The following is a 26,730-nucleotide window of genomic DNA, read 5'->3' as shown; positions in this document are numbered from 1 at the left end:
ACCTGACCTAGAAATTCGGTAGGTTACCTGTTCGCGGTCAACATAACCGTGTTCGTTTATATGGCGGGCCTGGGTTACTGTGCTTCGCTGCGTCGGCGAAGTATCAAGTTTTACAACAGGTTTTTCATTGAGATGCAGGGGAGTTACTTCGAATGAAGTCGATTGCAATGAGCGTCGCGTTACTGATCACCTTAACTCTGGCACAATCGGCTTCAGCCGCCACAATTGACGTTGGTGCCTTAGGTGACAATAGTTGGGTGTCGACGGACACAAGGATTAATGGCGTCAATGCGACTACACCCGCAGAGATTGCGCAGCGGATTGATTTCACTAATGTTGCTGGAACCGGTGCGGTGCAGCTGTCGTCGCCCACTAGTAACGACAAGGCGACAATCGCCCGAGTCAACACCGCCAATGGCTTCGGTGCTCTCGATTCATTATTCACGGCTGAGTATCGTTGGTACAAAGACAGCCCGGTCGGCGCACCTGCACCAGCTCTGAAACTCGGTTTGAAGACCAGCGAATACGTCGGTAGTCCGTCAGGTCGAATTGGGGAGCAGGATTGGGACAAAGTCCTGATTTATGAGCCGTACGACAATCCCAACGCTGGCACGACACCTGTGGGAACGTGGGTCACTCAATCGATCGACGCTGATAACGGGACATGGTGGATGTTCAGCCGAGAAAGCACGACCGCAACAGGCGTGATTAACGCACCGCATAACAGTTTGACGCTCAACGAATGGTTTGCGGATGGCACATGGGGAAACATTCTGCAGAACTCGACGATCGTTCAAGTTCAGTTGGGGGTCGGGTCCGGGAATGCGGACACCATCGGCTACGTTGACTATCTGGAGACCAGCGCCCTAGATGGTGGCATGCGAAATGATTTTGTGGCCCCCGCCGCTGTTCCGGAACCGTCCAGCTTCCTATTGTTGGGACTCGGTGCCATTGGATTGGCCGGTTACGGTTGGCGTCGCCGCCAGTCGAAGTCGTAACAACAAGCGTTGAGTTATAACACGCAACACCAAGGCCGCTCTTCGGAGCGGCCTTTTTTCGTTTCTAAAGATCCAGGTTACGTTGACATGCCGTAGGGAAGAGGAGGCTTGGGTTGCTGGTTTACGGAGTATCTTTTTTGCCCTTAGTTATGCGACCGCAGCAGTGGTTTACCCCCATCGAATGGAATGTTAATATCGGGCGTCACTTCAATTGCAAGAACCGGCTAACGGTATAAAGCGTCTATTGCGACCGATGCTCTAGGAAAAGACACTGGATATTCTTGAGGGAGCATACCACCGGGACAAACTTGAAAACTGTCGGCGCAACCACTTGCGAGGATTGACCGATTTATGACCAATCAGGAATGCTGCGATGCTTTTTATGATTTACTGCGACAAAGTGTCGTAGCAGCGCAGCCGCAGGCTTCCAGCCCATTTGCGAAATTGGGTCGTCAAGCTGCTTGCGCTGAGATTTCCTTGATGGACGTTGTCCGGCTGTTGGAAAAGGCGCAATCGCGTTTAGTCAGCGAGCAACCTGAATTGACGCTCAATCAATTCGCTAAGGTTACGGCGACCGCGATGTCGGAAACTCTCGCGGGGTATGATTCCACCGAGCGACAGGTGACGGCGATTCCGCCTGATTCACTGCACGAGATTGCAAGGCAGTACACATCCACCGCTATGTCACACCAAATTGGTGTTTGGGATTGGGATCTACAGACGAACGATTTGTTCATCGATCCTTGTTTGAAGGAAATCTTAGGGTACCAAGACCATGAGATTCCGAATCGGTTGGAGGCTTGGTCTGAATTGGTCCATCCCGACGATCGTGAGCGGACGCGTGGGCAGTCACAGGCGTCGTTGGAAAATGATGAGCGTTCGTTCGAATTTGAGCAACGGCTTGTCCACAAAAATGGACAGGCATTATGGTTTGTTTGTCGCGGCCGTATTATACGCAATGCGGAGTGCGTGCCGATTCGTCTATTGGGGACGAATACAAACGTGACGGCTGCGAAGCTGGTGGCAGCCGAAATCCGGAATGGGGTCGACCGTTACCATGCTTTGATCGAAACGGTTCCTTACGGTATTCAAGAGTTCAACCTGGACGGTGTCCTGCTGTATTGCAATTCGGCGTGCGATCGAATGTTGGGATATCGGCCGGGAGAGCGCATCGGCCGATCGGTCCTGGATTTGTTGCCGACTCAACAGGAATCGGACGACTTTTGCCGGTATTTTAAGATGTGTCGCACTGAGCAGCCGCCGGCAAAGCCGCTGATCACGCGACATCGCGCCGCCGACGGTCGCGTTTTTTATGTGCAGATGGACTGGGATTACAAACGCAACGCTTCCGGACAGGTTGTTGGATACATTTCGGTCATCACCGATATGACTGAGCGGCGACAGTATGAGAAATCACTGCGTGCAGCACAAGGCGATTTGGAACGGCGGGTGGCTGAACGAACAGCGGCGTTAGAGGCCTCCGAATCGCGCTGGCGCTCTATGGTTCAGGCAGCGCCCGACTATCTGGTCACGGTCGATCGCAGCGCGCGGATTACGTATGCCAATCGCACTCCGGTGGGTGTCCCGGGAAAATTGTTGCACGGCCGCTCTGTTTTCGATCTGGCCGACGCTGCGTATCGTGACGAATTGCAAACACTGATGAATGAGGTTTTTACAACCGGTGAGTTTGCCAGCGTTGAAGCGTTGGCACGTGGCCCACGGGGAAAACGGCATTGGTACAGCATCCGGTATGGTCCGATTTTTCGCGATGGTGAAGTGGATGGAGTCTCCATATTCGCCACTGACATTGACGAACGCAAACAGGCTGAGGCATCGTTGAACGAAGCGCATCAGTTGTTAGAGGCAATCTTCGACAATACGCAATTCCTGATTGCCTATTTGGATGTTCAACTGAATTATCTGATGGTCAATCGTGCGTGGTCCGAAGCAGCGGAGGAGGGCATCTGTCCACGATTTGTGCCTGGAAATTATTTCTTTGATGTCTATCGCAACGAGGAGTTGCGGACTATTTTTCAGTCGGTGATCGAATCGACAGAGCCGCATTCGGAATGGGCGAAACCGTTTGCCAATGTCTTGGATTCCCAAAAGCCGGTGACCTATTGGAATTGGGCGTTGACGCCGGTTAAAGACCGTGGCGGAAAGGTGATCGGCCTGATTGTCACGTTATTGGATGTCACCCATCGTGTGCTTGCGGATGAAACCATACGAAAAAGCAAGGAACGCCTGCAGGCTGCTCAAGAGATGGCGCACCTGGGGAACTGGGATTGGAACTTGGAAACGAGCCAAATCGAGTGGTCCGATGAGATGTTCCGTATATTTGAAGTTAGCGCTGAGGGATTTAACGGTTCATTTTTGCGTTACTTAGACATTGTGCATCCCGACGACCGCAAACTTGTGAGCGAAACGTTCGCCAAGGCCATTGAGAAAACCGGCCTTTATAGTATCGATTACCGTGTCGTACTTCCCAGCGGAACAGAGAAGCACGTTCATGGACAAGCAAAAGTGACGTATGATGATTCTGGAAACGCGATAATGCTTTCCGGAACAACGCAGGATGTGACCGCCCGCGTGCAGGCGGAGGAGGAACTGCGGAATAGCGAATCGATGCTACGCGCGCTACTTGAAGCGATTCCAGATATGATTTTCCGTGTTCACCGGGACGGGACGCTACTCGATTTCATACCAGCCGCCGATTCTCCTCCGTATTTGCCTCGGGAGGAGTTTCTAGGGAAAAAAATCGAAGACGTTCTACCACCCTACGTTGCCCAACTCAGCGTGGAAGCGCAACGCAAAGCTGCGGAGACCGGCAAGGCACAAGTGATTGAATACCGCTTGGATCTCGACGGAATCCCCCATGATTACGAAACACGCATTCTGGTCGGTGCCAAGGACGATCTGTTGGCGATTGTGCGGGACGTGTCGGCGGAACGCCAAGCCGAGGAGCGGAGTCGTCGACATCGTGATGAGCTAGCGCATGTCACACGGCTGAGCACGATGGGAGAAATGGCGACAGGGATCGCGCATGAGTTGAATCAGCCGATTTCGGGGATCGCATCCTATGCGGCTGCCTGTTTGATGATGTTGGAGTCTGCCTCGGCAACACCGCATTCTGAAAAGCTGTCTGAGGTCCTTAGCAAAATTGAGGCTCAAGCGCAACGGGCAGGAGAAATTGTGCGACGACTGCGAAAACTAGTAGTTCGACGCGATTCTATGTATCATGCGGTGGACTTGGATGACGCGATTCGAGAAGTCGTAGCACTTGTTGACGCAGACGTTGCTCAGTCCGGGGTTGAGGTCCGAATCGGCGCTCCCGATGAGGTCCCTGGCGTACTGGCTGACCGGATACAAATCGAGCAGGTGATTCTCAATCTCGTCCGCAATGCCATAGAAGCTATGGAGGTTGCGCGTATCCAGCAGCCGTTATTGGCGATTTCTGTTTCAGCAACAACGGACGAGATGATAGATGTCGAGGTGGCCGACAACGGTCCAGGAATTGCCTCGACGGATGTCGACCGCGTATTTGAACAGTTTTATTCGACGAAGGACAATGGTATGGGGATGGGGCTTTCCATCAGCAGAACTATCATCGAGGCTCACGGCGGCCGCTTGTATGTGGCCAACACCTCAGCCAATGGGACGATGTTTCGATTCTCCTTGCCAGTTATTGAAAGGACGTCCCTATGACTCACGAGCCAACTGTCTTTGTTATCGATGACGATCAAATCATTCGTGACTCGTTAGCGACTCTACTGTCCACCGCGAAAATCCGCACGGAAATGTACTCCGACGCATTAGAGTTTTTGGATCGCTTTGACCCGGAACGCGCCGGCTGTTTGCTTTTGGATGTGCGGATGCCGGGGATGAGCGGTTTGGAATTGCAGCGGCATTTGTCGAAAATGGAAGTTCCGGTGACCACCATCATTCTCACCGGCCACGCGGATGTTTCGATGGCTGTCGGCGCGATGAAAACGGGGGCCACTGATTTTATCGAAAAGCCGTTTCGTGCTGATGATTTGATTCGCCGGGTGCGAGACGCCATGGGGAAAAACCTCGAGGCGCGGAAGCAATGGAATCGCAACCGCGAACTTCAAAAGCGGGTCGATACCCTCACGCCGCGCGAAAAAACCGTGTTGGCATTGATCATTGAGGGGAATCCAACCAAAACGATCGCTGCACAGCTTGGCACAAGTTTTAACACCGTTCGCAATCAGCGCACGAGCATTATGCGGAAGATGAACACGGACTCCGTTGTCGATCTCGTGAGGATTATGACCGAGGTCGGCGGTCAGGCCGAAAAGAACTGATTGCGATCACCCCGGCATCTCGGCGATGGCTCGGAGCTGAGCCGATTCTGGATGCCCTGGAAGTCAGTAGTTTCGGAGCGCTTCATGCAGCCGATTGTGATTCCTTGTCCGCATTGCGGTTCAAAACTGAAATTGCGCGATCCGAAGCTGTTAGGGAAGATCGGCAAATGCCCGCAGTGCGAAACCCGCTTTCCACTTATCGATCCGGCGGCAGTCGAGTTGGAGTTAGCAGAGCCGGCCCATGCACCGGAAGCACCTCAGCCAACTACACCCCCGCCGCCTGCCGCGGGAATACAGATTGACGTCGCCGATGAACCGAGTGTCTCGGCGCGACTGCGCTCCCGCCGGCGGCGCGATCGGGGTGGAGTGTGGATCGTAGCGGCGGCTGCGACCTGTTTGGCGCTGTTCGGTGGTGGATGGTGGTGGCTGTTTCAGCGCGGTCCGGATCCGGCGGTTACCAATGTGAACCAGGCGACACCCAACAAGGCGGCACCGCTCCCGACGGCGCCGACTCAACCGGCAGCAACGAGTTCGTTGCCCAAAGTCACAAAGGGACCGGCGATCGACCTACAGTACGTCCCGCACGGTATGGGCTTGTTGGTACATCTGCGTCCGGCGGAGATCTGGGCCGCTGCTCCGGCGGGAGGCAATGTTCTGGACTGTCTCGGCGAGCCATTGCGGGCCAGTTTGAGCGAATGGATCCAGCAAAAGTGTCTCTTCCCTCCCGAGGACATTCAAGAAGCCAAGTTTTGCTTCTATTTTGGCTCACCGGGTGAGGCTGTTGAGATAGCTGGGGTGATTACGCTCGCCCAGCCGAGGAAACGCTCCGAATTGATCCCGCTGTTTGAGGGTGAGCGAAAAAGTGACATCGAGTTGCCTTATTACGTGGGACCGACGCGGTCGTATTTGTTGATCGATGAGCAAACCTTTGCCTTTTGCCCCTCAACCATGGTTGCGGATTGGAGCGAAACGATCAAAACTCCGGCCATGACGCGCGAGAATTTGCTGCGTATTGTGCGGCAAAGTGACCGGGACGACCAACTGACCGTGATTTGCGAACCGGCCGATTTACGAATTCATAGTGAATCGTTGGTGTCGGGCGACGTATTTAGATTAGTGGCCGCTGTCTTGGACTGGCTGGGGGACGATGCGGCCACTCTGTCGTGGGGTGTGCGGCTACAGCCAGCGTTTCGCTCTCAGGCGGTCGTGCAGCCTCGAACTCGGTTCGATGTCGACCGGTTGCAGCGGGGGTTGACGGAGAAGATGCAGCGATTGCCGGAATCGATGTTGGAAACGGTCTCGCTGTGGAATCCGCAAAGCGTGGGGACGAAACGGGTCTTGGGTCGTTTTCCGGCGATGTGTTTAGCGGTGGAACGAGGGACAAAAATTGACAGGGAAGGGGGGCATGCGATTGTGAAGACGCAGCTTCCAGAAATCGCAGGACCAAATTTGGCGCTGGCTTCCCGATTAGCGTGGCGGGAGTCACTGCGCAAATCCACGTCGGAACCAAGTACGGTCCCTGCGACAAACCCCGTACCTATTCCGAGAACCATTGCCCAGCGGTTGGCCAAGCCGATCGACTGTGAATTTCGGCGGACACCGTTGCATGAAGCGATTGCCTATATCGCCAGCGAAACCGGTGTGGAGATGGAAATCATGGGGGATGATTTGATGTTGATCGGTGTCACGCAAAACCTGCCGCAGGAATTCGCGATGCAACAGACGCCGGCGACGGCTGTTCTGGATCGTATTTTGACCGTAGAAGGGATGGTCGTAGTTGTCCGTGAGACACAAGACCGCGCAATCATTACCACCGCCAAGGCGGCAATGGAACGGGGGGAAGCACCGCTACGGTTGGTGCCCGCAGCCGCGGTGGAACCTTGACGCACGAAGGTGAACGTTGATGTCCTGAAATTGGAGACGAGTGAGTCGCTGGTGAGGGCCGACTGATATGCAACCATTTTCGTTTCAATGTCCGCACTGCGCCGCATTGCTGAGAGTTAAGGATAGCGCGCTGGTCGGTCGCGAAGTCCCGTGTCCCGATTGCGGTGAAGCTTTCCGGTTGGCCTACGATGGCCGTCACGTGTCAATCCTAGATGTCCCGCCGGTTACGAGCGAAATGGAACCGGCCGAACAGGCACCGGCCGCAGCGCACACGATTGCGACAGGCGTATTGGTCGATGACGAGGATGAGGGCAAAGCTGTATGGTGGAATGAGCCGCATGTGATTGCATGGGCCGTCGCTGCCGTCTTTGGAATCTGTATGACGGTGGTCATCGCCACCGACTCGGCCCCGTCGCGCGTCGATAAACTGGCAGATGCCAAGATCGCGCCGCCCGCCGCACTGAAGGAAACGGCTCCGGATGCTTTACTTGAGAATGAGGAGGGTGGTAACGATGAGGGGGTTCAAGACGATGACGTCGAGCCGGCACTATTGCTGTGGGACGCGCCGGGGGGTGATGCGAAAGGTCAATTGTCCCGCCTTGGCCAGTTGATCCAGCAGCAGCGCAAGGACACCGGGCATTTTCCGCAAGGGACGAATGGCTCCGACGAGCCTACGGAACGGTTCAGTTGGTTAGCACGCTTGTCCACACAATCCTCGGGTCGCGAATTGACTCCCCGTTGGGACCAATCCTGGAGTGATCCAGTCAATCTACGTTTTGTGCGACGTCGGATGTCGGTGTTTTTGAATCCCGATGTGGAGCCATTGGTGGGAGACAATGGTTTTCCCGCTAGTCATTTCGTGGGTATGGCAGGTGTGGGGGATGATGCGGCGCAACTTCCGGTGTCTCATGAGCGGGCGGGTATTTTTGGATATGACCGAAAAACCACGGAGGCGGACGTCAAAGATGGCTTGTCGCAGACCATCATGGTGGCGGGGGTCCAGTCTCGCTTGGGGTCTTGGGCGGCCGGTGGTCCAGCGACAGTGCGGGGATTTGTTAACGAGCCGTATATCAATGGGCCTGATGGTTTTGGCAGCGGTCAAGCGGACGGGATGTGGGTTTTGATGGCCGACGGCAGTGTGAAGTTCCATTCTGCACAAACCGATGCTGCCATTCTGCGCGGCGAAGCAGCGATGGCCGATGCCTATTACCGCGAACATCCACCGCTGGTGATCGCCGCTAACGAAGAGCCGGTGAAAGACGCAACGACTGAGGACAAAGCCGGCGACAAGACCCCGCCGACCGACGACGTTTCGATTGACGAATTGGTCCTCATCGTCGATGAAATCGCAGAAACGGAGAAACAACAGCGCGCCGAAAAAGAAGCTGCCGCCAAGCCGCCTCCGCTGACAGACAAACAGATCCATGCTCGCTTGGACCAACCGGTGCTGCGGTATCAATCGGGTGACGGTGCCACCTTTGGTCCGGTGTTTGAAGAACTCGCCGAAATGGTGGCTGTCCCGTTGGATTACGACGCTCGTCGCTGTCGGGCTGAGAAAAAAATATGGGACCACCCGGTACAGCTAGAGTTTGAAGACGTGACGGTGGGAGAAGTTTTCGAGCAGTTGCTTGAATCTGTCGGTTTGGGTGCGACAATTGGAGATGGTAAGATTGTGATTAGCGAACTGAACAAAAAATAATTCCGCCGGATTTCGTCCCGCGGTTGATGGGGAAGTGAGTCCGGCTTTGGAACTCGACGATACAATTTGTTACTGTTTCCACGTGAGCAAGCGGAAGATAGTTAACTACATCCGCATTCACAAACTGAAGCGTCCCAGCCAAGTCAGCCAGTGCGGCGGTGCGGGAACCGGTTGTGGTTGGTGCGTTTCGTATTTGAAACGATACTTCGAGGCCGCTGCCACAACCAACGAACCGGGAAATGAGTCTCAGTCGGCTGAGGAGTATGCTCAACAACGGGCCGCTTACATCGCTGCTGGAAACGGAACGCCACCCGCCGGCGCGATTCCGCTTCCCGGGACGTCCAGTCACGATTCGGATTCGATCGCTTGATTCAAGGAGGGAGAGCGGTGACAAACACAGCGACGCAGACATTGTTTCAGCTCTCCGGGGTGAGCAAGACCTATCGCATGGGCGAAGTCGAAGTGCCGGTGTTGCACGACGTCGACTTAGAGATCTACGCCGGCGAAATCATGGTGATTGTCGGTCCCTCGGGTTCGGGCAAGAGCACGCTGTTGAATATCATCGGTGGGATCGACAGCCCCACTTCGGGCGATGTTTTTTTCCAAGACTGCGATTTGACGCAGCTCAACGAGCGGGAATTGACCGCCTATCGCCGCGAGCATGTGGGATTCGTGTTTCAGTTCTACAATCTCGTACCCACATTGACGGCTCGCGAAAACGTGCTGGTTTCCACCGAAATATCCCGTACGCCGATGGACGTGGACGAAGTGCTGGAAATGGTTGGACTGGGAGATCGCAAAGATCACTTCCCTTCACAACTGTCCGGGGGCGAACAACAACGCGTGGCGATTGCCCGCGCACTGGCCAAGGATCCCACGTTGCTGCTCTGTGATGAACCAACCGGGGCGCTTGATTTGTCAACCGGACGCATGGTGCTGGAGTTGTTAGACCGGCTGTGCGCGGAGTTGGGAAAGACGATTGTGTTGATCACACACAATAACCCCATCTCGCATTTGGGTCATCGTGTGATCAAACTGGGGCAGGGGACCATCGCCGAGGCCCAAGTGAATACCCAACGAACTTCGCCGCACGATATTCAGTGGTAGTGCGAGTTGGAAATTCGGGCAGGGGGCACACTGAGATAAGTCACACCGAGAAAAATGGTGGCGGATAGGTAACCTGCCCCTGCACATTATCCAGAACTCCCGCAACCAGTTCGAGCGCCATGAAGGCTTCGTCGGAAAATGGCGAGGAAATCCGCTTGGCCAACTCGGACGAAAACCCGAAACGGGGGTAGTAAGCGGGATGCCCCAAGACAATCACCACCTGCTGCCCTCGTTCCCGGCAGATATCCAAACCGCGCCGAACCAATTCGGTACCAATGCCCTGTCTCTGGAATTGCGGCAAGACCGCCATGGGGGCCAAGGCAACTGCGGGAATCGTCGTTTGTTTAGTTTCAATCGGCAGTTCACTGAAGAGAATATGCCCGACAAGTGCGTGGTTTGAGACAGCAACATAGGAGACAACGGCCAATCCATCGTTCCGCAACAGGTCAACGAGGTTCCCTTCGGCAGGCAGGCCGAACGCTGCCGTATTGACTTGGTGGATCGCACGCAGATCGTCCGCGGTTTCTTCGCGATAGTGAATTGCCATGCTATGCTCTCCGTGCAAATCCGTATCATATACGAGAATTGGCCAGGAACGAGATTTAAACGACCCGGCGGCAGTGCGTTTTCACAAAACTCGTTGTTAGAATCATACATTAGATTAGTTTGCAGCAGCAGTACTGTGATGTGGCAGGTGAGGGGAGCGGGAAATGAGTCGTGATGGAGAACATACCGTCGGGTTTATTGATCTGGGGACGAACTCCGCACGGCTTTTGGTCGTCCGTTCGCATCCTGATCGTGCCTATTCGGAGTTGAATCGGCTCAAGGAAGTGGTGCGGCTCGGAGAAGGGGAGTTTATCGCCAACGTGCTGCAACCGCAGGCGATGCACCGCGCGGCATTGGTGTGCCGGAAATTTGTGGAAATGGCGCAGGGTTATGATGCTGAGAAAATCGTAGCAGTCGCCACATCGGCCAGCCGCGATGCCCGCAATAAGGATGTGTTTCTCAAACGGTTGCGGCGTGAAGCCGGTGTGGACGTCCGTATTATTTCCGGCAAGGAGGAAGCGCGGCTGATTTATTTGGGCGTTTCCAGCGGCTTAAAGCTGGGAGATGAGAAAGCGCTGTTCATCGACATTGGCGGTGGTAGCACTGAAATTGTTGTCGGCGATCAACAGGAATACTTTTATTTGGATTCCCTCAATCTAGGGGCGATCCGGTTGTACACCAAGTTTTTCTCGCCGTTGGAGACCGGTCCGGTCACACAGCGGCGGTATAAAAAAATTCAACGTCACGTACGGCAATCGTCGGTGCGGACCATACAACGGGTCAAGCCGTTGAAATTCAGTCGCGCGGTCGGCAGCTCGGGTACGCTGATCAATCTGGCGGAAATCGCCGCTAAGTTATGTCATCCGAGCGGCAGCGGCTCGGTTGACGTGTTGACACGTGCGGATTTGAAGACAGTCGTCGCTCATTTGTGCAGCTTGTCGGTCGAAGAGCGGGCCAAGGTTCCGGGGATCAATCCCGAACGGGCCGACATTATCATCCCAGGGGCGGCGATCATTGACACGTTGATGGAGGACTTGAATCTCTCCGAGATCCGCATCAGTGATCGCGGACTGCGCGAAGGAATGCCGATCGATTACCTCTCCGGCAGCGGCAGTAGCGAGTGGATGGACCACCGCACGTTTCGCAAGCGGAGCATTTTGCAACTGGGGCATTCGTGCGGTTTCGAGGAAGCCCACGCCAAGCACGTTGCGGAATTGTCGCTGCAATTGTTCGACAGTAGCAAGGCGGTCGGCTTGCACAAGCTGGGTGAACCCGAACGGGAACTGCTGGAGTATGCCGGTTTGCTACACGATATCGGTATCTTTTTGTCCTATCGCAGGCACCGCGCGCATTCCTATTATTTCATCCGCAATGCAGAGCTTTTAGGATTCGATGAAACGGAAATAGCCGTTATGGCCGTCACCGTGTTGTATCACCACAAGTCGTATCCCCGTCGTAAACATCCACAATTCGCTGAATTGGATAAACGACATCGCCGCGTCGTACGGATTCTGTGTGTGCTGTTGCGATTGGCCGAAAGCCTGGATCGCACGCATGGCCAAGTCGTGAAACAGGTCGAGTTTCGTCCGATGGACAAAAAAACGACACAATTGGACGTGACGGCTGAGGGAGACTGCCAATTGGAAATAGGTGAACTCCAGAATCACGCATGGTCGTTCAAGAAAACTTTCAAAAAACGCTTAGCACTGAGCCTCAATGGCGTCGAAATTGAAGAGCCGACGAGTCCCGATCCACAAACGGTGTCGAGTTGATGAAACAGGATGCGACGAAAACATGTACGATGGCGGCCGTCACCAATACCGGGGAGAACCTTGCCGATTTGTCGCAGACACGCCCGTTGCTGGTGGTCTTCTTGCGGCACAGTGGGTGTCCCTTTTGCCGTGAAGCCTTGGCGGAAATCGCAGAGAAACGCGACACGATTCAACAAGCCGGCGTGGGGATCGTGTTGGTGCACATGTACGACGACGAGTTCGCTGCGGAGTATTTCGCCCGGTACGGATTGGACGATCTGCCTCGCATCAGCGATCCTCAGTGCGCGGTGTACCGTGCATTCGGACTACAACGCGGGAGTCACCGACAAGTCGCCGGTCCCAGGGTCTGGTGGCGGGGGATGGTGGCCACGATTTTCAAACGCCACGGCGTGGGTCGAATCATCGGCGACGTCCTACAAATGCCCGGCGCGTTCATTGTCAAAAACGGCGAGATCATCCGCAGTTTCACATACAATACCTCCGCCGACCGCCCGGACTATGGGGAATTCGCTACGTGTGAGTTGCCTGGCGCAAAATCTTGAGTTACCACATTGCAGGAAACAACCATGAGACATCTCTTTCGTGGCGAACCTGAAATGGTCATACGAGCTGCGCCCTGGTTAATTTCGTTTGGGATTCTGGTGGCATTAGTTAGCACTCGAATGGTCTTCGCCCCGGTGATCACCGCTCTGTTCGCAATTAGTCTTGGAGCCTCGGGGAGAACGTTCGAGCAGTGGCGCACAGATCGCGGTTTATGGATGTTGGCTGGACTGTTTTTTCTAATGAACTGTGGTTTCTACGTGCTAATTACTGTGGGGCAACTGAGCGACATCTTGGGCGCGGCCCGCGCATTCGATTTGGTGCTATTTATCGACTTCACGATCGGAACCACCCTGCTGGTTGCGCAAATCAAATTTCTCAAATATGTGGGGCGCGAGAATTGGAAAATATCACGAGAGAAAGATGTAGTGTAACCAACCCCTACTTGGAGTTATCGGCGTATGGCTTTTGGCTTGCGGGTGAGTTTCCAGACGTCGCTTTCGAAGTTGTTCCCCGCGACCATCCATAGGGCGTCTTTGAAGACGAAGGCGCTGGCGGCGTGGCGGGGTTTCCAGGGGGTGCCGGGGAGTTCTTGCCATTCGGTGCCGTTGGTCGAGGCCCAGACGTCGTTGCGGTTCGCTTTATTCCAACCTTCCAAGACCCATAGTCGACCGTCGAAAGCGGCGACGTCGTGGTATTGTCGCTGCTTCCACGGAGGCGCCGCGGCATGTCGTTTCCATTCGATGCCGTTGGCCGTGCTCCAAACGTCGTTGTAGAAATTGCGGTGCGGCGTGCTGGGGGTTTCATACGTTCCCCCGCCGAGGATCCAAATGCGGCCGTGGAGCACCGCAGCCCCGCCGATCATACCGCGCGGCGACCAGCAGGGTTCTTGTGACTCGATCTTTTTCCAATGGATGCCGTCGCTGCTGTTCCAAACGTCGCGATAAAACGCTTCATCGGCAGGGGCAAATGCAGGCATTGTCTGTCCGCCGATGACCCACAGTTTTCCGTCATGCACGACGGTGTAGTGCAAAGCACGCGGACCCCAGGGGGCCTTCTTCAGGACGAGCGTCCAATCTTTTCCATTCGACGAATTCCAGATATCATCTTGATAATGCCCTTGGAGCGGATCGCCGCCGATGATCCACATTTTGTCTTGGAACACCGCGTACCCAGCGGTATGGCGTCCCTCCCAATCTTTGGTAGCGTCAAAGTCAGTCCCCAAAAATGTGTTCGGCTTGATCTCCGACCAGTCGCGGCCATCGGGGGAACTCCAGACGTCGTTACTGCATTTGCGCTTGAGGAGGCTCGGATTCCACCCACCAATCAGCCACATCCGCCCGCGATAGGACAAGGCCCCGGCGCCATCGCGCGGCATGAACGGGGCCTTGGGATTCACGCTGACCCATTCGTATCGATCTGCCAGACTGGTGACAGCGGCATCCTCAGCGACGACCGTGGACCCGCACGCGGACCAAGCACTGAGTAGGCACAGAACCGCAAAGCATGTTGCCAATCGTTTCATCATGTCCTCTGAAATACTGGATTGTGCCAAGTGCCGGGTGGGTTACTTTTGGGGAGGTTTGCGGATTTGCAACTGCTTCTTATCCCAGCCTAGGTTCTTAGCGGTGTCCGCCGCGAATTGCCAATGTGCAGCTTCGCCGTCGTAAATTCGCACTTGGGTGTTCTCGGCAGCCATGGCGACCGCTTGCGGGACGTCCAAATATCGCAGCACATTGAGGAACGTCGGACCGTCGTGATGCGATGTGGGCAGATTATAGAGATCCAACCGCTTGACCGCCGGTTCATATAGAGAGGCGTACAACGCCAGTCCCGCCGAGGGGCCGTGTGCTTGTAACCACAGCGGTACGTCTTGGAATCCGTCAATCGTTTCCAGGGCTTGTGCTGCGCGGCGGATGTCCCAGACTCGCATACCGTCGATGGTTTGTCCCAATAACATAAACCGTCGGCGAATGTGCGTTGCCTTCTTTTTGTCTTGATTCCAGATCGTGGGGCCAACGCCACGCGGCGCGACATAGGCCATACCCCACTTGAAACTTTTGAACATGTCGCGTTGTTCCTCAAACGCCTTTTTGTCGCCCTCAGGCAGTTGTTCTCCCACCAGTTGCTCGGCAAACTGCGGACGCATCATCGCCAGGAAATCCTTCCAGCCCGATTCGTCGAGAACGTTCATCACGACGAGATCCAGTTCACTCGGCTTTAAGCCCTCACGATACGTGACATACAACCGTAGTTCGACATTCTCCTGCGAAGTGAAATCATAGGCGCTAAAGTGCACGCCTTCGCGAGCAACGGAAAAGGCCGGTTTTAGGTCGAGTGATTTCGCCTCAGCGGTCTCTTCTTGGGGCCAGGCGCGGAATGATTTTTCCCGTAGTGCTGTCAGCCAGCCATCGCGAGCAGCCTTCCATTGCGAATCGGTCGTGATCGCCTCGGGCCGGTCTGCTGTTTGGGTAAAGGATTCGTGAATGGTCGTGTTTTTCTCGTCAGTCGGGTTCTCTTCAAAAACTCGCAACTGCTCCGGCGTGAAGAATTTTGTTGCCGCCGTTTCGATCAGCGGCGTGTCCCCTTTGAGGAAACGATCGAACCATTGAAACGCATGAATCCGCAGCACCTGCGTGTCGGCATGCGGTCCTTCAACAATTTGCAGCCCAAGTTTATTGCCCGCTCCGAGTAAGTCGTAGATTATGCGGACTTGCTCATGCACGCGAACCACGCCGTCGAGCGGGAAAATCCGGTCCTTGTCGGTATTGGAGATCAATAGTGGACGTGGAGCAACCAGAGCGGCAACCTGTGCGTAGTCCCAGCGATAGGTGTTCACCATGAACATGCAGTCGCAATGCCCCTCGACGACGCCATCAATGACATGATTCTCCAGATCGGTGATGCCGGCCACCGGTACGGCGACTTTGATCCGTTCATCCAAAGCGGCAATCCACCACGTATAAGCACCGCCGCCGGAACGTCCCGTCGCGCCAATCCGCTCTGGATCGACTTCCTTGCGCGACTGCAAGTAATCGATCGCACGCACACAATTCCAGGCTTCCACACCCGCCGGCGTATAGCCGCGAGCATTCCACCACCACATCCCCTTGTTGTGCGTCCCGTGGTGCAGTCCTTCGATTTCACCCAGCTGCAACGTGTCGATCATCAAGCAGACATAGCCGTTGCGGGCGAACCATGCACCGTGGTGTTGATAGTGTGTCTTGTTGCCGTAACTGATGCCGTTCTTTTTGACTCGGCCGTGACCGCAGACGTAGAGGATCGTCGGCGCCGGTTTGTCGAGGTTTTTGGGAAGATACAAATTGCCCGTGACATACAAACCGGGACGTGATTGGAACTGCACTTTCTCGACGGTGAACTCTTCATGTTGCACAGTACCGGTAACGACCGCCTCCAGGGGCGTTTTTTCCGGCAACGGATCGAGGCCGAGCATTTCCTGTAATTGAGCGTGGAACAATTCGCGATGAGCTTTCCAGTCCTCGGCGGTTTTGATGTCTTTTAAAGAGACGTCGGAGATCTTCGCGGTTTCGGTACGGAAATACTCCTTGAGCATGCGGTCGCCCCGCGTGGTGTCGACGCTGGTTTTCTCTTCCGCCCAACTCCGCCCCGTCAATCCGCACAAGACACCCAATAAAATGGCCAATCGCATACCGCCGCGCATCATGATCTAATCCTCTATGACTTGAGCAATTCGTTCTCTTGGTGAAGCCGTCGCGACAAACCTTCTGCTGCGACTGCTAGTCTCTGTAATTATAGCCCGGCGCAGTCGCACGTGATACAGTGGGCGTACGGATGGCCACTGGACAGCACCACAGAAGCAGTGGAGGGTTCCCGAACACGTTTTCGATGTCGCATGCAATCAAGTTACAGAGGTCTGGCCCATGACACACGACCAACACCGCGCGTTGCTGCTGAGTGGGATGACGACGTTGCTCGTCCTGCATCAGGCGGTTTTGGAATCAGTGATCGCGGATGAGAAGGTTTCGATCTCAACCGCTCAGCAAGAGAAACACGAAGTGCAACTGCACACTGTGGCTTCGCCCTACCAGGCCGGCGAAACGCAAATTCGCATCTTGCTGCCGCGCGAGCGAAAACCGGACGAGAAGTTTAAGGTGTTGTACGTCTTGCCGGTGGAGGCGGGGAACGGACAGCGCTGGGGAGACCCCGTGGCGGAAGTCGTGAAGCATGATTTGCATAATCAGCATCGTCTGATTTGTGTATTTCCCACGTTTTCGGCGCTCCCATGGTATGCCGATCACCCCCACGATTTGACGATTCGCCAGGAGTCCTATTTCATAAAAGTCGTCGTCCCGATTGTAGAACAAGCCTACCCGGCCGACGCGACCCCAGGCGGCCGGTTGCTGGTTGGTTTTAGCAAATCGGGGTACGGGGCCTATAGCCTGTTGTTGCGGCATCCGAAACTGTTCAGCCAGGCAGCCTCGTGGGATGCCCCGTTGATGGTTGCTCAGCCGAACAAGTACGGGATGGGACCGATTTTTGGTACGCAGGAGAATTTCGAAAAGTACCGCGTGACGTCGCTTCTGAAAAAACGCGCCCTCCTCTTGCAAAAATCACCCCGGCTAATCCTCACCGGCTACGGCGGCTTCCAACAACAGCACACCGCCGTTCATGCTTTGATGGACGAATTGAAAATCAAACATCTCTACCGCAACGGCCCGAAACGGGAACATTCCTGGAACAGCGGATGGCTGCCGGAAGCGGTCGGATTGATGTTGGAATCACGTTAGCGATCGACATCCACGCATGGCGAAATGTTTGTCGGTTTTCACAGTAGAAACCTGAGAACGAATCTGTATAATGCTCGGAGTCCCAACGCTCGCAAGACGTTTGGACCGGCACGATCTGTGGTAAATTCTCAAAGGGTCTCGCGTAAGCGTTGCCCGCGAAGAGGGAGATTGAACACGGATTGGCCCACACAAGTGCTTTGCTGAAAAGAAATTGCAGCAAGTACACCAGCCCAGCCCAAGTGGCGGAATTGGCAGACGCGCTAGGTTCAGGACCTAGTGGGAGATAATCCCGTGGAGGTTCAAGTCCTCTCTTGGGCACTTTGGTAGAAAACGACTCACGGCAATTCGCTGTGAGTCGTTTTTTTATTGGGACTGGAACGTTGCCAGTTCGTTGACACAAAACCAAATTCCGGAGCAAGCGGGTCCCAACGGTCTGAGCTTGGCTGGGATGCCGTGGTTGGCGATGGTCGGAATTCTTTAATCGGGTTGATTCATGTCGTGGTGAGTCGTGGACGCCCGTTTGGCTGATGTTTCACTCGGCTGCGAAAAAAACGAGAGATTATTGTTGCAACATGCAACAGAGCACGTTAGTCTACTTGTGGTCCGTTTGAGTTGGCAGCTTGGGTTTACCCAAGGCGAGCGCCTGCCAATTCGCGGGCCATTTTTATGCGCTCCTCTCTTCTGCTAGAGGCCGCATGTTCCGCCCCGCAGTTTACGAATCCTCAGTCTTGATGGAGGATGCTTCGCTGGCAGGTTGCGTTTTGCGGATATGAGCGTAATTCAGCACTCCGACAAACAGGCTGCCCCCGATTAGATTTCCGAATAGCGCCAGACCAATGAATCGCATGGTCTGCCGGAGCGTGAATTCGTCGCTGATGAACAGTGCAGTAAACATTTCGGCAGAGCCGGCGATGGAGTGGTGCAGTCCTCCCAATCCGATGAGGAACGTCACCACGTAGATCGAAACCATCTGGCTAAAGCCGATTCTTGTGGAGATCACCAGCCAAGCGCCAAGGGCCATCAACCAGCCGGCGAGTAGTGCGCTGACAATGAGTGAAAAGGCATCGAACTCCACCAAATGGTGTCCGATCGCCACATAACCCGCCTTGGCTTGAATGACCGTTTCAGTCATTGTTAACAAAGACGCACTCGCCGCCGCCCCTAAGAGATTGCCGGCAATCACAATGACCCACAATCGGAGCAACATTTTAAAAGTTGCTTGGCGGTCAAGCAGCGGATAGACGGCTGTGGCGGTGTGTTCGGTGTAGAGCTGTGCTCCGCTCATGACACACAAAACAAATCCCAACGGATACACAACTGCCGTGGCGATTCGCGTCAGCAAGGTTGATTCCAGTGGGGCAACGGCCTGCGTGACGACTGCTACGGCCATCGCAGAAAAGCCGACAGTCAAGCCTGCTGCAATGGCTGACAAGAACAGCGAAACGGTCGGGCGTTTGAGTTGTTCTAAGCCGTCGTCGATCGCGTGCTCCAACGAGTCGTCGGGATGCCGACGGACTTCGTCGCTGCGTTTAACGATCACGGGAATGTATTGGCCCTCTTCCCAGTTGCGATCCTTTCCCCGCTCGGTGGTCGTATCCTCTTCGGCACTCGCGACGGTGCCGTCAGGGAGTAAAATCTTGCCTGGTTCCTCAGCCATCCTACATCCTTACTCGTGTCGAATTGTTTTTTTGTTTTAGATTCGGGTTTGTCGAACTCATGCGAATTCATTTTACGCATAAGTGTGCCTCGGCTGATACCGTCGTTCATACAGCTTGGTGAATTGAGACAATGTCTTTTGCAGTGGTATGGAAAGGTCGACCGTCGGAGCGATTTCAATTCTCGCGGTCCTGGCACGCGGTTTGCACTATTGCTGTCAGGTCGCTGTGCAGCGACACGAAATGTCCGTCTTGTTTAACATAAGGAGTCTTGTGGTTATTGAATCACCCCGTATGAGCGTACGCACGATCGGTCGACGAGAATGGGCTGTGACTGTGCAAAAGCGATCGATTGCTGAGCACATTCAAAGCAATTTTTGCCAACAAGGTCTGCGATGTGGTCGCATTGAAGCCGATCCTGGTGGTTTTCTGTTCACAGTGGATGGTCGGGAGGAAACCACGTTGGATGGTTATCGACCAGTCAAACAATGTGAGGCGGACTGAGTTATCAGCGTAGTAGATGCTGGAAATGTGCACAGGGGTTTCTCACGGGGGAAAAGGAAGGACGTAAGAGATGATGAATCTCAGTAAAATGGATTGCTTTGCAAAGACGGACATGGGGCGCCGGCGGGCCGAGAACGACGATCAGTATCTGGTCGCCGATCTGGTCAAAGCTGTGCGAATTCAGTCGACCTCACTGAGTTATGATGATTATTCCAAGGTCTCGGGCGATTCGCAGGGAAAAGTTCTGCTGGTGGCCGATGGTTTGGGGAATCCCGCAGCTGGTAGCCGGGCGAGTACGTTAGCCGTTGATGAGACAATCAACTGCATGGTCAACCGCATGTACTGGTCCGCATTCGGCCATGCTGCCGAACGTGATGATCAACGCTTGCTCTTTGCTGATTTGGTCACAGCGCTCAAATCTTGTCAGCGACGCATTCACGATGAAGCTGAGTGGAACGTAGCGAAACAGGGGATGGGAACGACGTTGACCGTTGCGATCGTCAACTGGCCCGCATTGCATGTCGTGCATGTTGGGGATAGCCGTTGCTATCTCAGCCATGACGGCGAATTGCAGCAGGTCACCCAAGATCACACCTTGGCCCAAGCGCGCGTCGATGCCGGGGAGTGTACGATCGCCGATGCTCAGGAGTCGCTCGGCGGAGGGGCGCTGTGGAATGTCGTGGGAGGAAAATCGCCTGACATCGATCCCAAGGTTTACAATTCCAGTTTGTCCATCGGCGATACGTTGCTGCTTTGTACCGATGGTTTGCACAAACATGTGACTGATGACGAGATCGCCGACATCTTGCATAAACGGCATTCTGCGCGGGAAGTCTGTGAAGACTTGGTCAACAAGGCCAATGCCGCCGGCGGGGCAGACAACATTACCGTTGCGGTCGCGCGTTTTCATGATACAAAACAGAAACCGTTGGTGCAGGATCAGGAAGTCGCACAGGAGACGGGGGCTGCGGAGCTGGGCGGTGGGGAGAAAATTGATTCGGCCCCTCAGGCTGCCACGATTCCAGTCGCAACTCCCAGCAAAGTTGTGTCCCGTTAAATGCACCGTAGGATGTATTGAGCGCGATGCCAACTTCTCCTTAACACAACAGAGTCATTCAGGATGGATTTATTGATGTCGTTTACTGATGCTGACCAGGAATTCTGGCGGCAATATGGCGTGAATCTTGAAGAGGTACAACGGCAACAGGCTCAAATGGCGAACCGGCCTCCGGCGCCTGTGTTGGTCCGACCATGTACTATCGGCGATGGGATTGAGCAATTGCCCGCGGATGTGCACAGCGACTTAATCGCCATGCACCGTGCATCGGTCGACGCGGGACGGTGGTTGAAGTTTGTTCCCGCCTCCGGTGCGGCAACACGCATGTTTGCAGTGGCCTCGGATGAAGACAAGCAGCGGTTTCGTGAGGCGTTGGATCAGTTCGCATTCGCCGATGATGTGCATCGCTGGTTCACGGAACAGGGCATTGACCTCAACGATCAGTCATCCACTGCCGGTGACGATGACGTGGTGAATGCGGTCATCTCCTCACCCGGTCTCGATTTTGGAAGGCTTCCCAAAGGCTTGGTGAAGTTTCATAAGTATCCCGACCAGGCGCGGACACCCTTCGAAGAGCATCTGTTGGAAGCACAAGCGGGATTTGGAGCGGAAGGCAAACCGCTGAAGGCGCATTTTACCGTCGGTGGGGACCACGTCGAATTGTTTGCCGAGCAGTTGCGGAAATTTGCTGCGGGACGCGATGGCGTTTCCCTCGATGTTGGGTTTTCTGTGCAACATCCCTCGACCGACACGATTGCTTTGGATGATGCCGGAGAACTGTTGCGCGATGAACTAGGGCAACCGGTCATGCGTCCGGGCGGGCACGGCGCGTTGGTCGAGAATCTGCATGAGGTTCAGGGCGACTTGGTTTTTGTCAAAAACATCGACAATGTCGGCCACGAACATGCACAAGACGCCTCCGTCAAGTGGATGCAGGTTTTAGGTGGATATCTCGTCCGTCTGCAAGCAGCCATTCACCAACACCTGCGGGCTCTCGAAACTGGAGACGCCGCCGCCGTGTCTGCTGCCGCTGATTTTGTGAAGGTCACATTTCCAGATTCCACGCAATCAGAAACCACTGACCAACAAGTCTTGCGTGCATCGCTCATCGCGCAATTGCGACGCCCGCTCCGTGTGTGTGGTATGGTCGAAAATGTGGGGGAGCCGGGCGGAGGTCCGTTTTGGGTGCAGAAACCGGATGGCACCATTTCAGCGGAGATCGTCGAGTCGGCTGAAGTGAATGCGGACGACTCCGCTCAACAGGCGATTTTTGGTAAAGCCACCCATTTCAATCCGGTGTTCATTGCCGCAGCAGTACGGGACGAAAACGGCGAATTATTTGATCTGCGGAACTTTGTAGATCATGACCGAGCGATCATCACGCGCAAGCGGGTGGGGGGGGAATTCGCCACGGTCTTGGAACGACCGGGGTTGTGGAACGGGACGATGTCGGGTTGGAATACCGTTTTCGTCGAAGTTCCCATCGACGTATTTTCGCCGGTCAAAACTGTGTTCGACTTGATGAGAAAGGAACATCAGCCGCCCGGCGATGACGGAGGATCAGCAAATTTGTAAACGGCTCAACCTGCATGGACGCGGCAATTCAACACGATAGATGCGTACGCTTTGTGAAAACGGTATTATAAATAATTCACACTGCTCGCATGACGATCCTGAATTCAATTGAGGTGAACATGTCCACGGAATTGACAAACGGCGCTGAGGCATCGATATCTGACAGCATTTCCTTGGCGACTTCCACGCGAACGGAAGATTTGAAGATCACGTTGATCAGCATTCATGGCTTGATTCGAGCACGCAATCCGGAATTGGGGCGCGACGCCGATACGGGGGGGCAGGTCAAATACGTGCTGGAACTGGCACGCGAACTGGCGGAACACCCCCACGTTCGTGAAGTCGAGTTGCTCACGCGGCAGATCTTGGATCCCAAACTCGACGACGACTACGCCCAATTAGAAGAGCCGATTTCACAGAACGCGAAAATCGTCAGAATCCCGTGCGGCCCCAAACGCTATCTTCGCAAAGAGTCGTTGTGGCCTTATCTAGAAATGTTCATCGACCAGACGCTGCCGCACTTTAAGCGGACCGGATTGCCGGACATCATTCATGGACATTATGCCGATGCTGGCTTGGTGGGCGCGCAATTGGCTCGATTGCTGCATATTCCCTTTGTATTCACTGGCCACTCGCTGGGGCGTGTCAAACGCCAACGGTTTTCGCTGGGCAGCATTGATGAGGAGACTCTGGAAAAGCGGTACAAATTCACCACGCGAATCGAAGCCGAAGAAATGGCGCTCGAGACTGCCTCGATGGTAGTCACCAGTACCAACCAAGAGGTGCATCAACAGTACGAACTCTATGACCACTACGTGCCGGATCGGATGGAGGTGATTCCTCCCGGCGTTGATCTTGCCCAGTTTTATCCCCGCGATGAAAAGTGGAGCCCCGGTCCGATTGCCGAGGAGTTAAGCCACTTCCTCCGCGAGCCTGATAAGCCAATGATTCTCACGGTGGCCCGACCGGACGAGCGGAAAAACTTGGAGATGCTGGTCAAGGTCTATGGTGAAAGCCCGCAATTGCAGGAAATTGCGAATTTGGTGTTGGTGCTGGGGACCCGCGACGACGTTCGCTCCCTGCCCAAAGCGCAGCAGGCGGTCATCGACAATGTGCTGTACCTCATCGACCTGTACAACCTTTATGGTAAAGTCGCCTATCCCAAAACACATGCGCCGGAAGATGTACCCGATTTGTATCGTTTGGCTGAATCGACGCGGGGCGTGTTCATCAATCCCGCACTGACCGAGCCGTTTGGTTTGACACTGCTGGAGGCGGGGGCCACCGGTTTGCCGATTGTCGCTACAAATGACGGCGGCCCGCGCGATATTATTGCGAATTGTTGTAACGGACTGTTGGTTGATCCGTTGAATCGTGAAGAGATCGAGCATGCTTTGTTGCGGACGTTGACCGAGCCGGAAGAGTGGTCGGAATGGTCGTCCAATGGGGTTGAGGGCACGCGTAAGAATTATGCCTGGAGCAACCATGCGAAGCGTTATTTGCGGGATCTTAACGATATTCATAAGCACTCCTCCTCCCCGACGCTCATGAACCGGCCGATCACGCGCCGGTTACCGGAATTTGACCGGTTGATCATTACCGATTTGGACAATACACTGACCGGCCATGAGGACTCGTTGTCGGAATTTGTCGACTTGATTCGCGAAAACGATCATGTCGGTTTTGGTATCGCTACAGGGCGGCGTCTGGACAGCGCTCACGAGTTGGTGGAAAAACTGGGATTGCCGCGTCCCGACCTGATGGATACTGATTGCGGCACACAATTACATTACGGCGAAAGCCTCACCCCGGATAAAAGTTGGCAAAAGTCCATTGGATACGCTTGGAAACCTCGCGAAATACGCGAAGTATTGGACAATCTCCCCGGAATGTTTATCCAGGACGAAAGCCACCAGTCGGAATTCAAAATCAGTTATGAAGTTGATTTCACGAAATCGCCGACTTTGGCGGCCATTAAAAAAAGTCTGCGCGAAGCGGGCTTGCGTGCTAAAATAGTCATGTCGTTGGGGATGTACCTCGATGTCATCCCGGTCCGCGGCGGCAGCGACCTCTCGATGCGGCACGTGCTGTGGAAGTGGGGCTTCGCTCCGGAGCATGTGTTGGTGGCCGGCGATTCCGGCAACGACGCCGGTATGTTGTTGGGGCGAACGCTGGGCGTTGTCGTGGGGAATCACAGCAGCGAATTGAATCGACTAAAAAATCTTCCTCGGATTTATTTCGCTGAAGCCGAAAATGCGGCCGGAATTCTCGAGGGTATACAATACTACAACTTTTTGGACAAAATCGTCATTCCCAATGATCGGATTGAATGATAACGGCGCTCCCGAAGGGATTGAGTTCAAAGCCGATCTGACATTGGAACGACTCAAGCCGCGGTTGGAGGATGTCTGGCGGAACAACGAAATTGATGAGGCACAGCGCAGTGAATTCGAGCGCCGCTTAAACGCGCACTGGCGTCCGCTGTTTGAGATTTTGTTTCGTTTGTACGGTTCGCGGTACGACTTCTTTTTTCATATCGAGCGTATCTTGCAGACGGCGGCCGAGGCTTGGTCCGACCGTCCGGCGGAACTACGCGACTTGGACCGCCATCGCATCAATGAACCGGATTGGTTTCAATCCGAGAAGATTGTCGGCGGCGCGCTGTATGTCGATCTGTTCAGTGACAATCTCGTCAAGGCCCGTGAGCATGTCGACTATTTTCAGCAGTTGGGACTCTCGTATCTGCACTTGATGCCGCTGTTTGCCGTGCGACCGGGCAACAATGATGGCGGTTATGCCATCAGCAATTATCGCTCCGTCGATCCCCGACTCGGAACGATTGACGACCTGCGAATGTTGGCCGCCGAACTCAGACGCGCGGGGATTTGCCTAGTCCTGGACTTCGTTTTCAACCATACCGCCGACGATCATGGTTGGGCGCAAAAAGCCCAAGCGGGCGATCGAGAATACCAGGAGTTTTATTACTTATTCCCCGACCGGACCGTGCCTGAGCAGTACGAAGCGACGCTCCGTGAGATTTTTCCGACCGTACGGCGGGGAAACTTCACCTGGCACGACGGTATGCAGCAATGGGTCTGGACCACCTTCAACAGCTTTCAATGGGACTTGAATTACGGCAACCCCGCCGTGTTCCGGGCAATGTTGGAAGAAATGTTTTTCCTGGCCAATGTCGGCGTCGACGTACTCAGACTGGATGCGGTGGCCTTTATCTGGAAACAGATGGGGACCGGCTGTGAAAATCTGCCGGAAGCGCATCTGTTGATCCAAGCCTTCAATCATTTGGCCCGCATTTCGACGCCGAGTTTGTTGTTCAAATCCGAAGCGATCGTGCATCCGGATGAAGTCGTCAAATACATCAGCCCGCAGGAATGCCAACTCTCTTACAACCCCACATTGATGGCGTTGCTGTGGGAGTCGTTGGCCACCCGGCAGGTGAGTCTGATCATGCAAACGTTGCGGCACCGGCATCGCCTGCCGGAACACACCGCTTGGGTCAATTACTTGCGCTGCCACGACGACATTGGCTGGACATTCGACGACGACGATGCGGCCATGATCGGGATCTCGGCATACGATCATCGGCAATTTCTCAATCAGTTTTACACGGGACAATTCCCCGGTTCGTTTGCCCGCGGGATTCCGTTCCAGGAGAACATCAAAACTGGCGACATGCGGATTTCGGGGACCATGGCTTCGTTGGCTGGTTTGGAACAGGCGATCGAAGAGGATGATGAAGAGAAAAAGGAATTGGCGATTCGTCGCATGATTCTGCTGCATGGCGTCACGCTCAGCATCGGCGGCATCCCTTTGCTCTATCTGGGCGAAGAATGGGGCATGCTCAACGATTACGAGTTCGTGACCGATCCTGCCAAGGCGGGCGATTCTCGCTGGATTCATCGGCCGAAAATGCAATGGGACTATCTGGAAGAATTGAACGACCATATCGAATCGGGCAACGGATCGATCCGCAACCGCATTTTCAAATCGACACAACAGCTCATTGCCCTTCGCAAAGCCTTACCAGCCTTGGCCGGCCAGAATATGGAGTTGATCAACACGTACAATTCGCATGTCTTGGGCTATTTGCGGATCTTCGAGGGGCATCGTCTGATCGTGCTGGCAAATTTTTCTGAAGAAGTTCAGAGCGTCCAAGGAAACAAACTCCGCACAGCCGGGATCGGGCGGTTCTTTGAAGACGTGATTGAAAAGAAGACGTTCGAGACCTCCGCTCCCGTCGAGTTGGAACCGTACCAGATCCTGTGGTTGAAACGCGTTTGA

The 26,730-nt window shown here is 54.6% G+C and carries 19 protein-coding genes and 1 tRNA gene; 16 read left to right on the top strand and 4 right to left on the bottom strand.

Features of this window, described 5'->3' with window-relative positions; translation table 11 throughout:
* The first annotated feature begins 152 nt into the window (after positions 1-152).
* From CA54_RS24735 to CA54_RS24705, 7 genes are all read left to right on the top strand, one after another.
* Positions 153-998, top strand: a complete 846-nt coding sequence (locus CA54_RS24735) for a PEP-CTERM sorting domain-containing protein (RefSeq protein ID WP_146373680.1) — start codon at positions 153-155, stop codon at positions 996-998.
* 351 nt (positions 999-1,349) lie between these two features.
* The gene (locus CA54_RS24730; RefSeq protein ID WP_146373679.1) at positions 1,350-4,703 is read left to right on the top strand and encodes a PAS domain S-box protein; all 3,354 of its coding nucleotides are present in this window, start codon (positions 1,350-1,352) and stop codon (positions 4,701-4,703) included.
* Complete coding sequence (locus tag CA54_RS24725; RefSeq protein ID WP_146373678.1) at positions 4,700-5,323, top strand: response regulator transcription factor; 624 nt, start codon at positions 4,700-4,702, stop codon at positions 5,321-5,323. Before CA54_RS24730 ends, CA54_RS24725 begins: the two co-directional genes overlap by 4 nt.
* Positions 5,324-5,407: 84 nt before the next feature.
* Positions 5,408-7,207 carry a prepilin peptidase gene (locus CA54_RS24720; protein ID WP_146373677.1) on the top strand — a complete coding sequence of 600 codons (1,800 nt, stop codon included), beginning with the start codon at positions 5,408-5,410 and terminating at the stop codon, positions 7,205-7,207.
* Between the two features lie 67 nt (positions 7,208-7,274).
* On the top strand, positions 7,275-8,906 hold the full coding sequence (locus tag CA54_RS24715) for an MJ0042-type zinc finger domain-containing protein (RefSeq protein WP_146373676.1): 1,632 nt from the start codon (positions 7,275-7,277) through the stop codon (positions 8,904-8,906).
* A 34-nt stretch (positions 8,907-8,940) separates the two neighbouring features.
* The gene (locus CA54_RS24710; RefSeq protein ID WP_231963187.1) at positions 8,941-9,276 is read left to right on the top strand and encodes a (2Fe-2S)-binding protein; all 336 of its coding nucleotides are present in this window, start codon (positions 8,941-8,943) and stop codon (positions 9,274-9,276) included.
* Positions 9,277-9,353: 77 nt separating this feature from the next.
* Positions 9,354-10,013, top strand: coding sequence for an ABC transporter ATP-binding protein (locus CA54_RS24705; RefSeq protein WP_146374186.1), 660 nt, complete (start codon positions 9,354-9,356; stop codon positions 10,011-10,013).
* 40 nt (positions 10,014-10,053) lie between these two features.
* Here the strand turns inward: CA54_RS24705 and CA54_RS24700 are convergent, their stop codons facing one another.
* Positions 10,054-10,560, bottom strand: a complete 507-nt coding sequence (locus CA54_RS24700) for a GNAT family N-acetyltransferase (protein WP_146373675.1) — start codon at positions 10,558-10,560, stop codon at positions 10,054-10,056.
* 163 nt (positions 10,561-10,723) lie between these two features.
* Here CA54_RS24700 and CA54_RS24695 point away from each other — a divergent pair, with 163 nt between their 5' ends.
* Genes CA54_RS24695 through CA54_RS24685 form a run of 3 tightly spaced genes read left to right on the top strand, consistent with a single transcriptional unit; the run spans position 10,724 to position 13,305 of the window.
* Positions 10,724-12,331: a Ppx/GppA phosphatase family protein gene (locus tag CA54_RS24695; RefSeq protein WP_146373674.1), complete on the top strand. Its 1,608-nt coding sequence runs from the start codon at positions 10,724-10,726 to the stop codon at positions 12,329-12,331.
* A complete protein-coding gene (locus CA54_RS24690) occupies positions 12,331-12,873 on the top strand; it encodes a peroxiredoxin-like family protein (RefSeq protein WP_146373673.1) in 543 nt (180 codons plus the stop codon). Before CA54_RS24695 ends, CA54_RS24690 begins: the two co-directional genes overlap by 1 nt.
* Positions 12,874-12,897: 24 nt before the next feature.
* Positions 12,898-13,305 carry a hypothetical protein gene (locus CA54_RS24685; RefSeq protein ID WP_146373672.1) on the top strand — a complete coding sequence of 136 codons (408 nt, stop codon included), beginning with the start codon at positions 12,898-12,900 and terminating at the stop codon, positions 13,303-13,305.
* Between the two features lie 17 nt (positions 13,306-13,322).
* On the opposite strand, the gene CA54_RS24680 is transcribed toward CA54_RS24685, so the two are convergent.
* The gene (locus CA54_RS24680; protein ID WP_146373671.1) at positions 13,323-14,399 is read right to left on the bottom strand and encodes a hypothetical protein; all 1,077 of its coding nucleotides are present in this window, start codon (positions 14,397-14,399) and stop codon (positions 13,323-13,325) included.
* Positions 14,400-14,438: 39 nt separating this feature from the next.
* Positions 14,439-16,556, bottom strand: a complete 2,118-nt coding sequence (locus CA54_RS24675; protein ID WP_197532807.1) for an alpha/beta hydrolase — start codon at positions 16,554-16,556, stop codon at positions 14,439-14,441.
* A gap of 217 nt (positions 16,557-16,773) precedes the next feature.
* Between CA54_RS24675 and CA54_RS24670 the strand changes: the two genes are divergently transcribed.
* Both CA54_RS24670 and CA54_RS24665 read left to right on the top strand, forming a co-directional pair.
* Positions 16,774-17,640, top strand: coding sequence for an alpha/beta hydrolase-fold protein (locus CA54_RS24670; protein ID WP_146373670.1), 867 nt, complete (start codon positions 16,774-16,776; stop codon positions 17,638-17,640).
* A 233-nt stretch (positions 17,641-17,873) separates the two neighbouring features.
* A tRNA-Leu gene (locus CA54_RS24665) sits at positions 17,874-17,958 on the top strand.
* Positions 17,959-18,352: 394 nt separating this feature from the next.
* Here CA54_RS24665 and CA54_RS24660 read toward each other — a convergent pair.
* Positions 18,353-19,297: a formate/nitrite transporter family protein gene (locus tag CA54_RS24660; RefSeq protein WP_146373669.1), complete on the bottom strand. Its 945-nt coding sequence runs from the start codon at positions 19,295-19,297 to the stop codon at positions 18,353-18,355.
* A 572-nt stretch (positions 19,298-19,869) separates the two neighbouring features.
* Here CA54_RS24660 and CA54_RS24655 point away from each other — a divergent pair.
* The 4 genes from CA54_RS24655 to CA54_RS24640 all read left to right on the top strand — a co-directional run bounded on the left by CA54_RS24655 (position 19,870) and on the right by CA54_RS24640 (position 26,730).
* Entirely contained in the window at positions 19,870-20,856 is a 987-nt protein-coding gene (locus CA54_RS24655) for a PP2C family protein-serine/threonine phosphatase (RefSeq protein WP_146373668.1), read from the top strand.
* A gap of 75 nt (positions 20,857-20,931) precedes the next feature.
* Positions 20,932-22,431: a DUF4301 family protein gene (locus CA54_RS24650; RefSeq protein ID WP_197532806.1), complete on the top strand. Its 1,500-nt coding sequence runs from the start codon at positions 20,932-20,934 to the stop codon at positions 22,429-22,431.
* A gap of 119 nt (positions 22,432-22,550) precedes the next feature.
* The gene (locus CA54_RS24645) at positions 22,551-24,764 is read left to right on the top strand and encodes an HAD-IIB family hydrolase (RefSeq protein ID WP_146373666.1); all 2,214 of its coding nucleotides are present in this window, start codon (positions 22,551-22,553) and stop codon (positions 24,762-24,764) included.
* Positions 24,748-26,730 (top strand): alpha-amylase family glycosyl hydrolase, encoded by a 1,983-nt coding sequence (locus tag CA54_RS24640; RefSeq protein ID WP_146373665.1) that lies wholly within the window; start codon positions 24,748-24,750, stop codon positions 26,728-26,730. The genes CA54_RS24645 and CA54_RS24640 overlap by 17 nt, the downstream gene beginning before the upstream one ends.

It is taken from the genome of Symmachiella macrocystis (genome assembly GCF_007860075.1).
Classification (GTDB): Bacteria; Planctomycetota; Planctomycetia; order Planctomycetales; family Planctomycetaceae; genus Symmachiella; species Symmachiella macrocystis.
The sequence above is the reverse complement of the archived record's forward strand: the minus strand, read 5'-3'. Positions and strand labels throughout refer to the sequence as shown.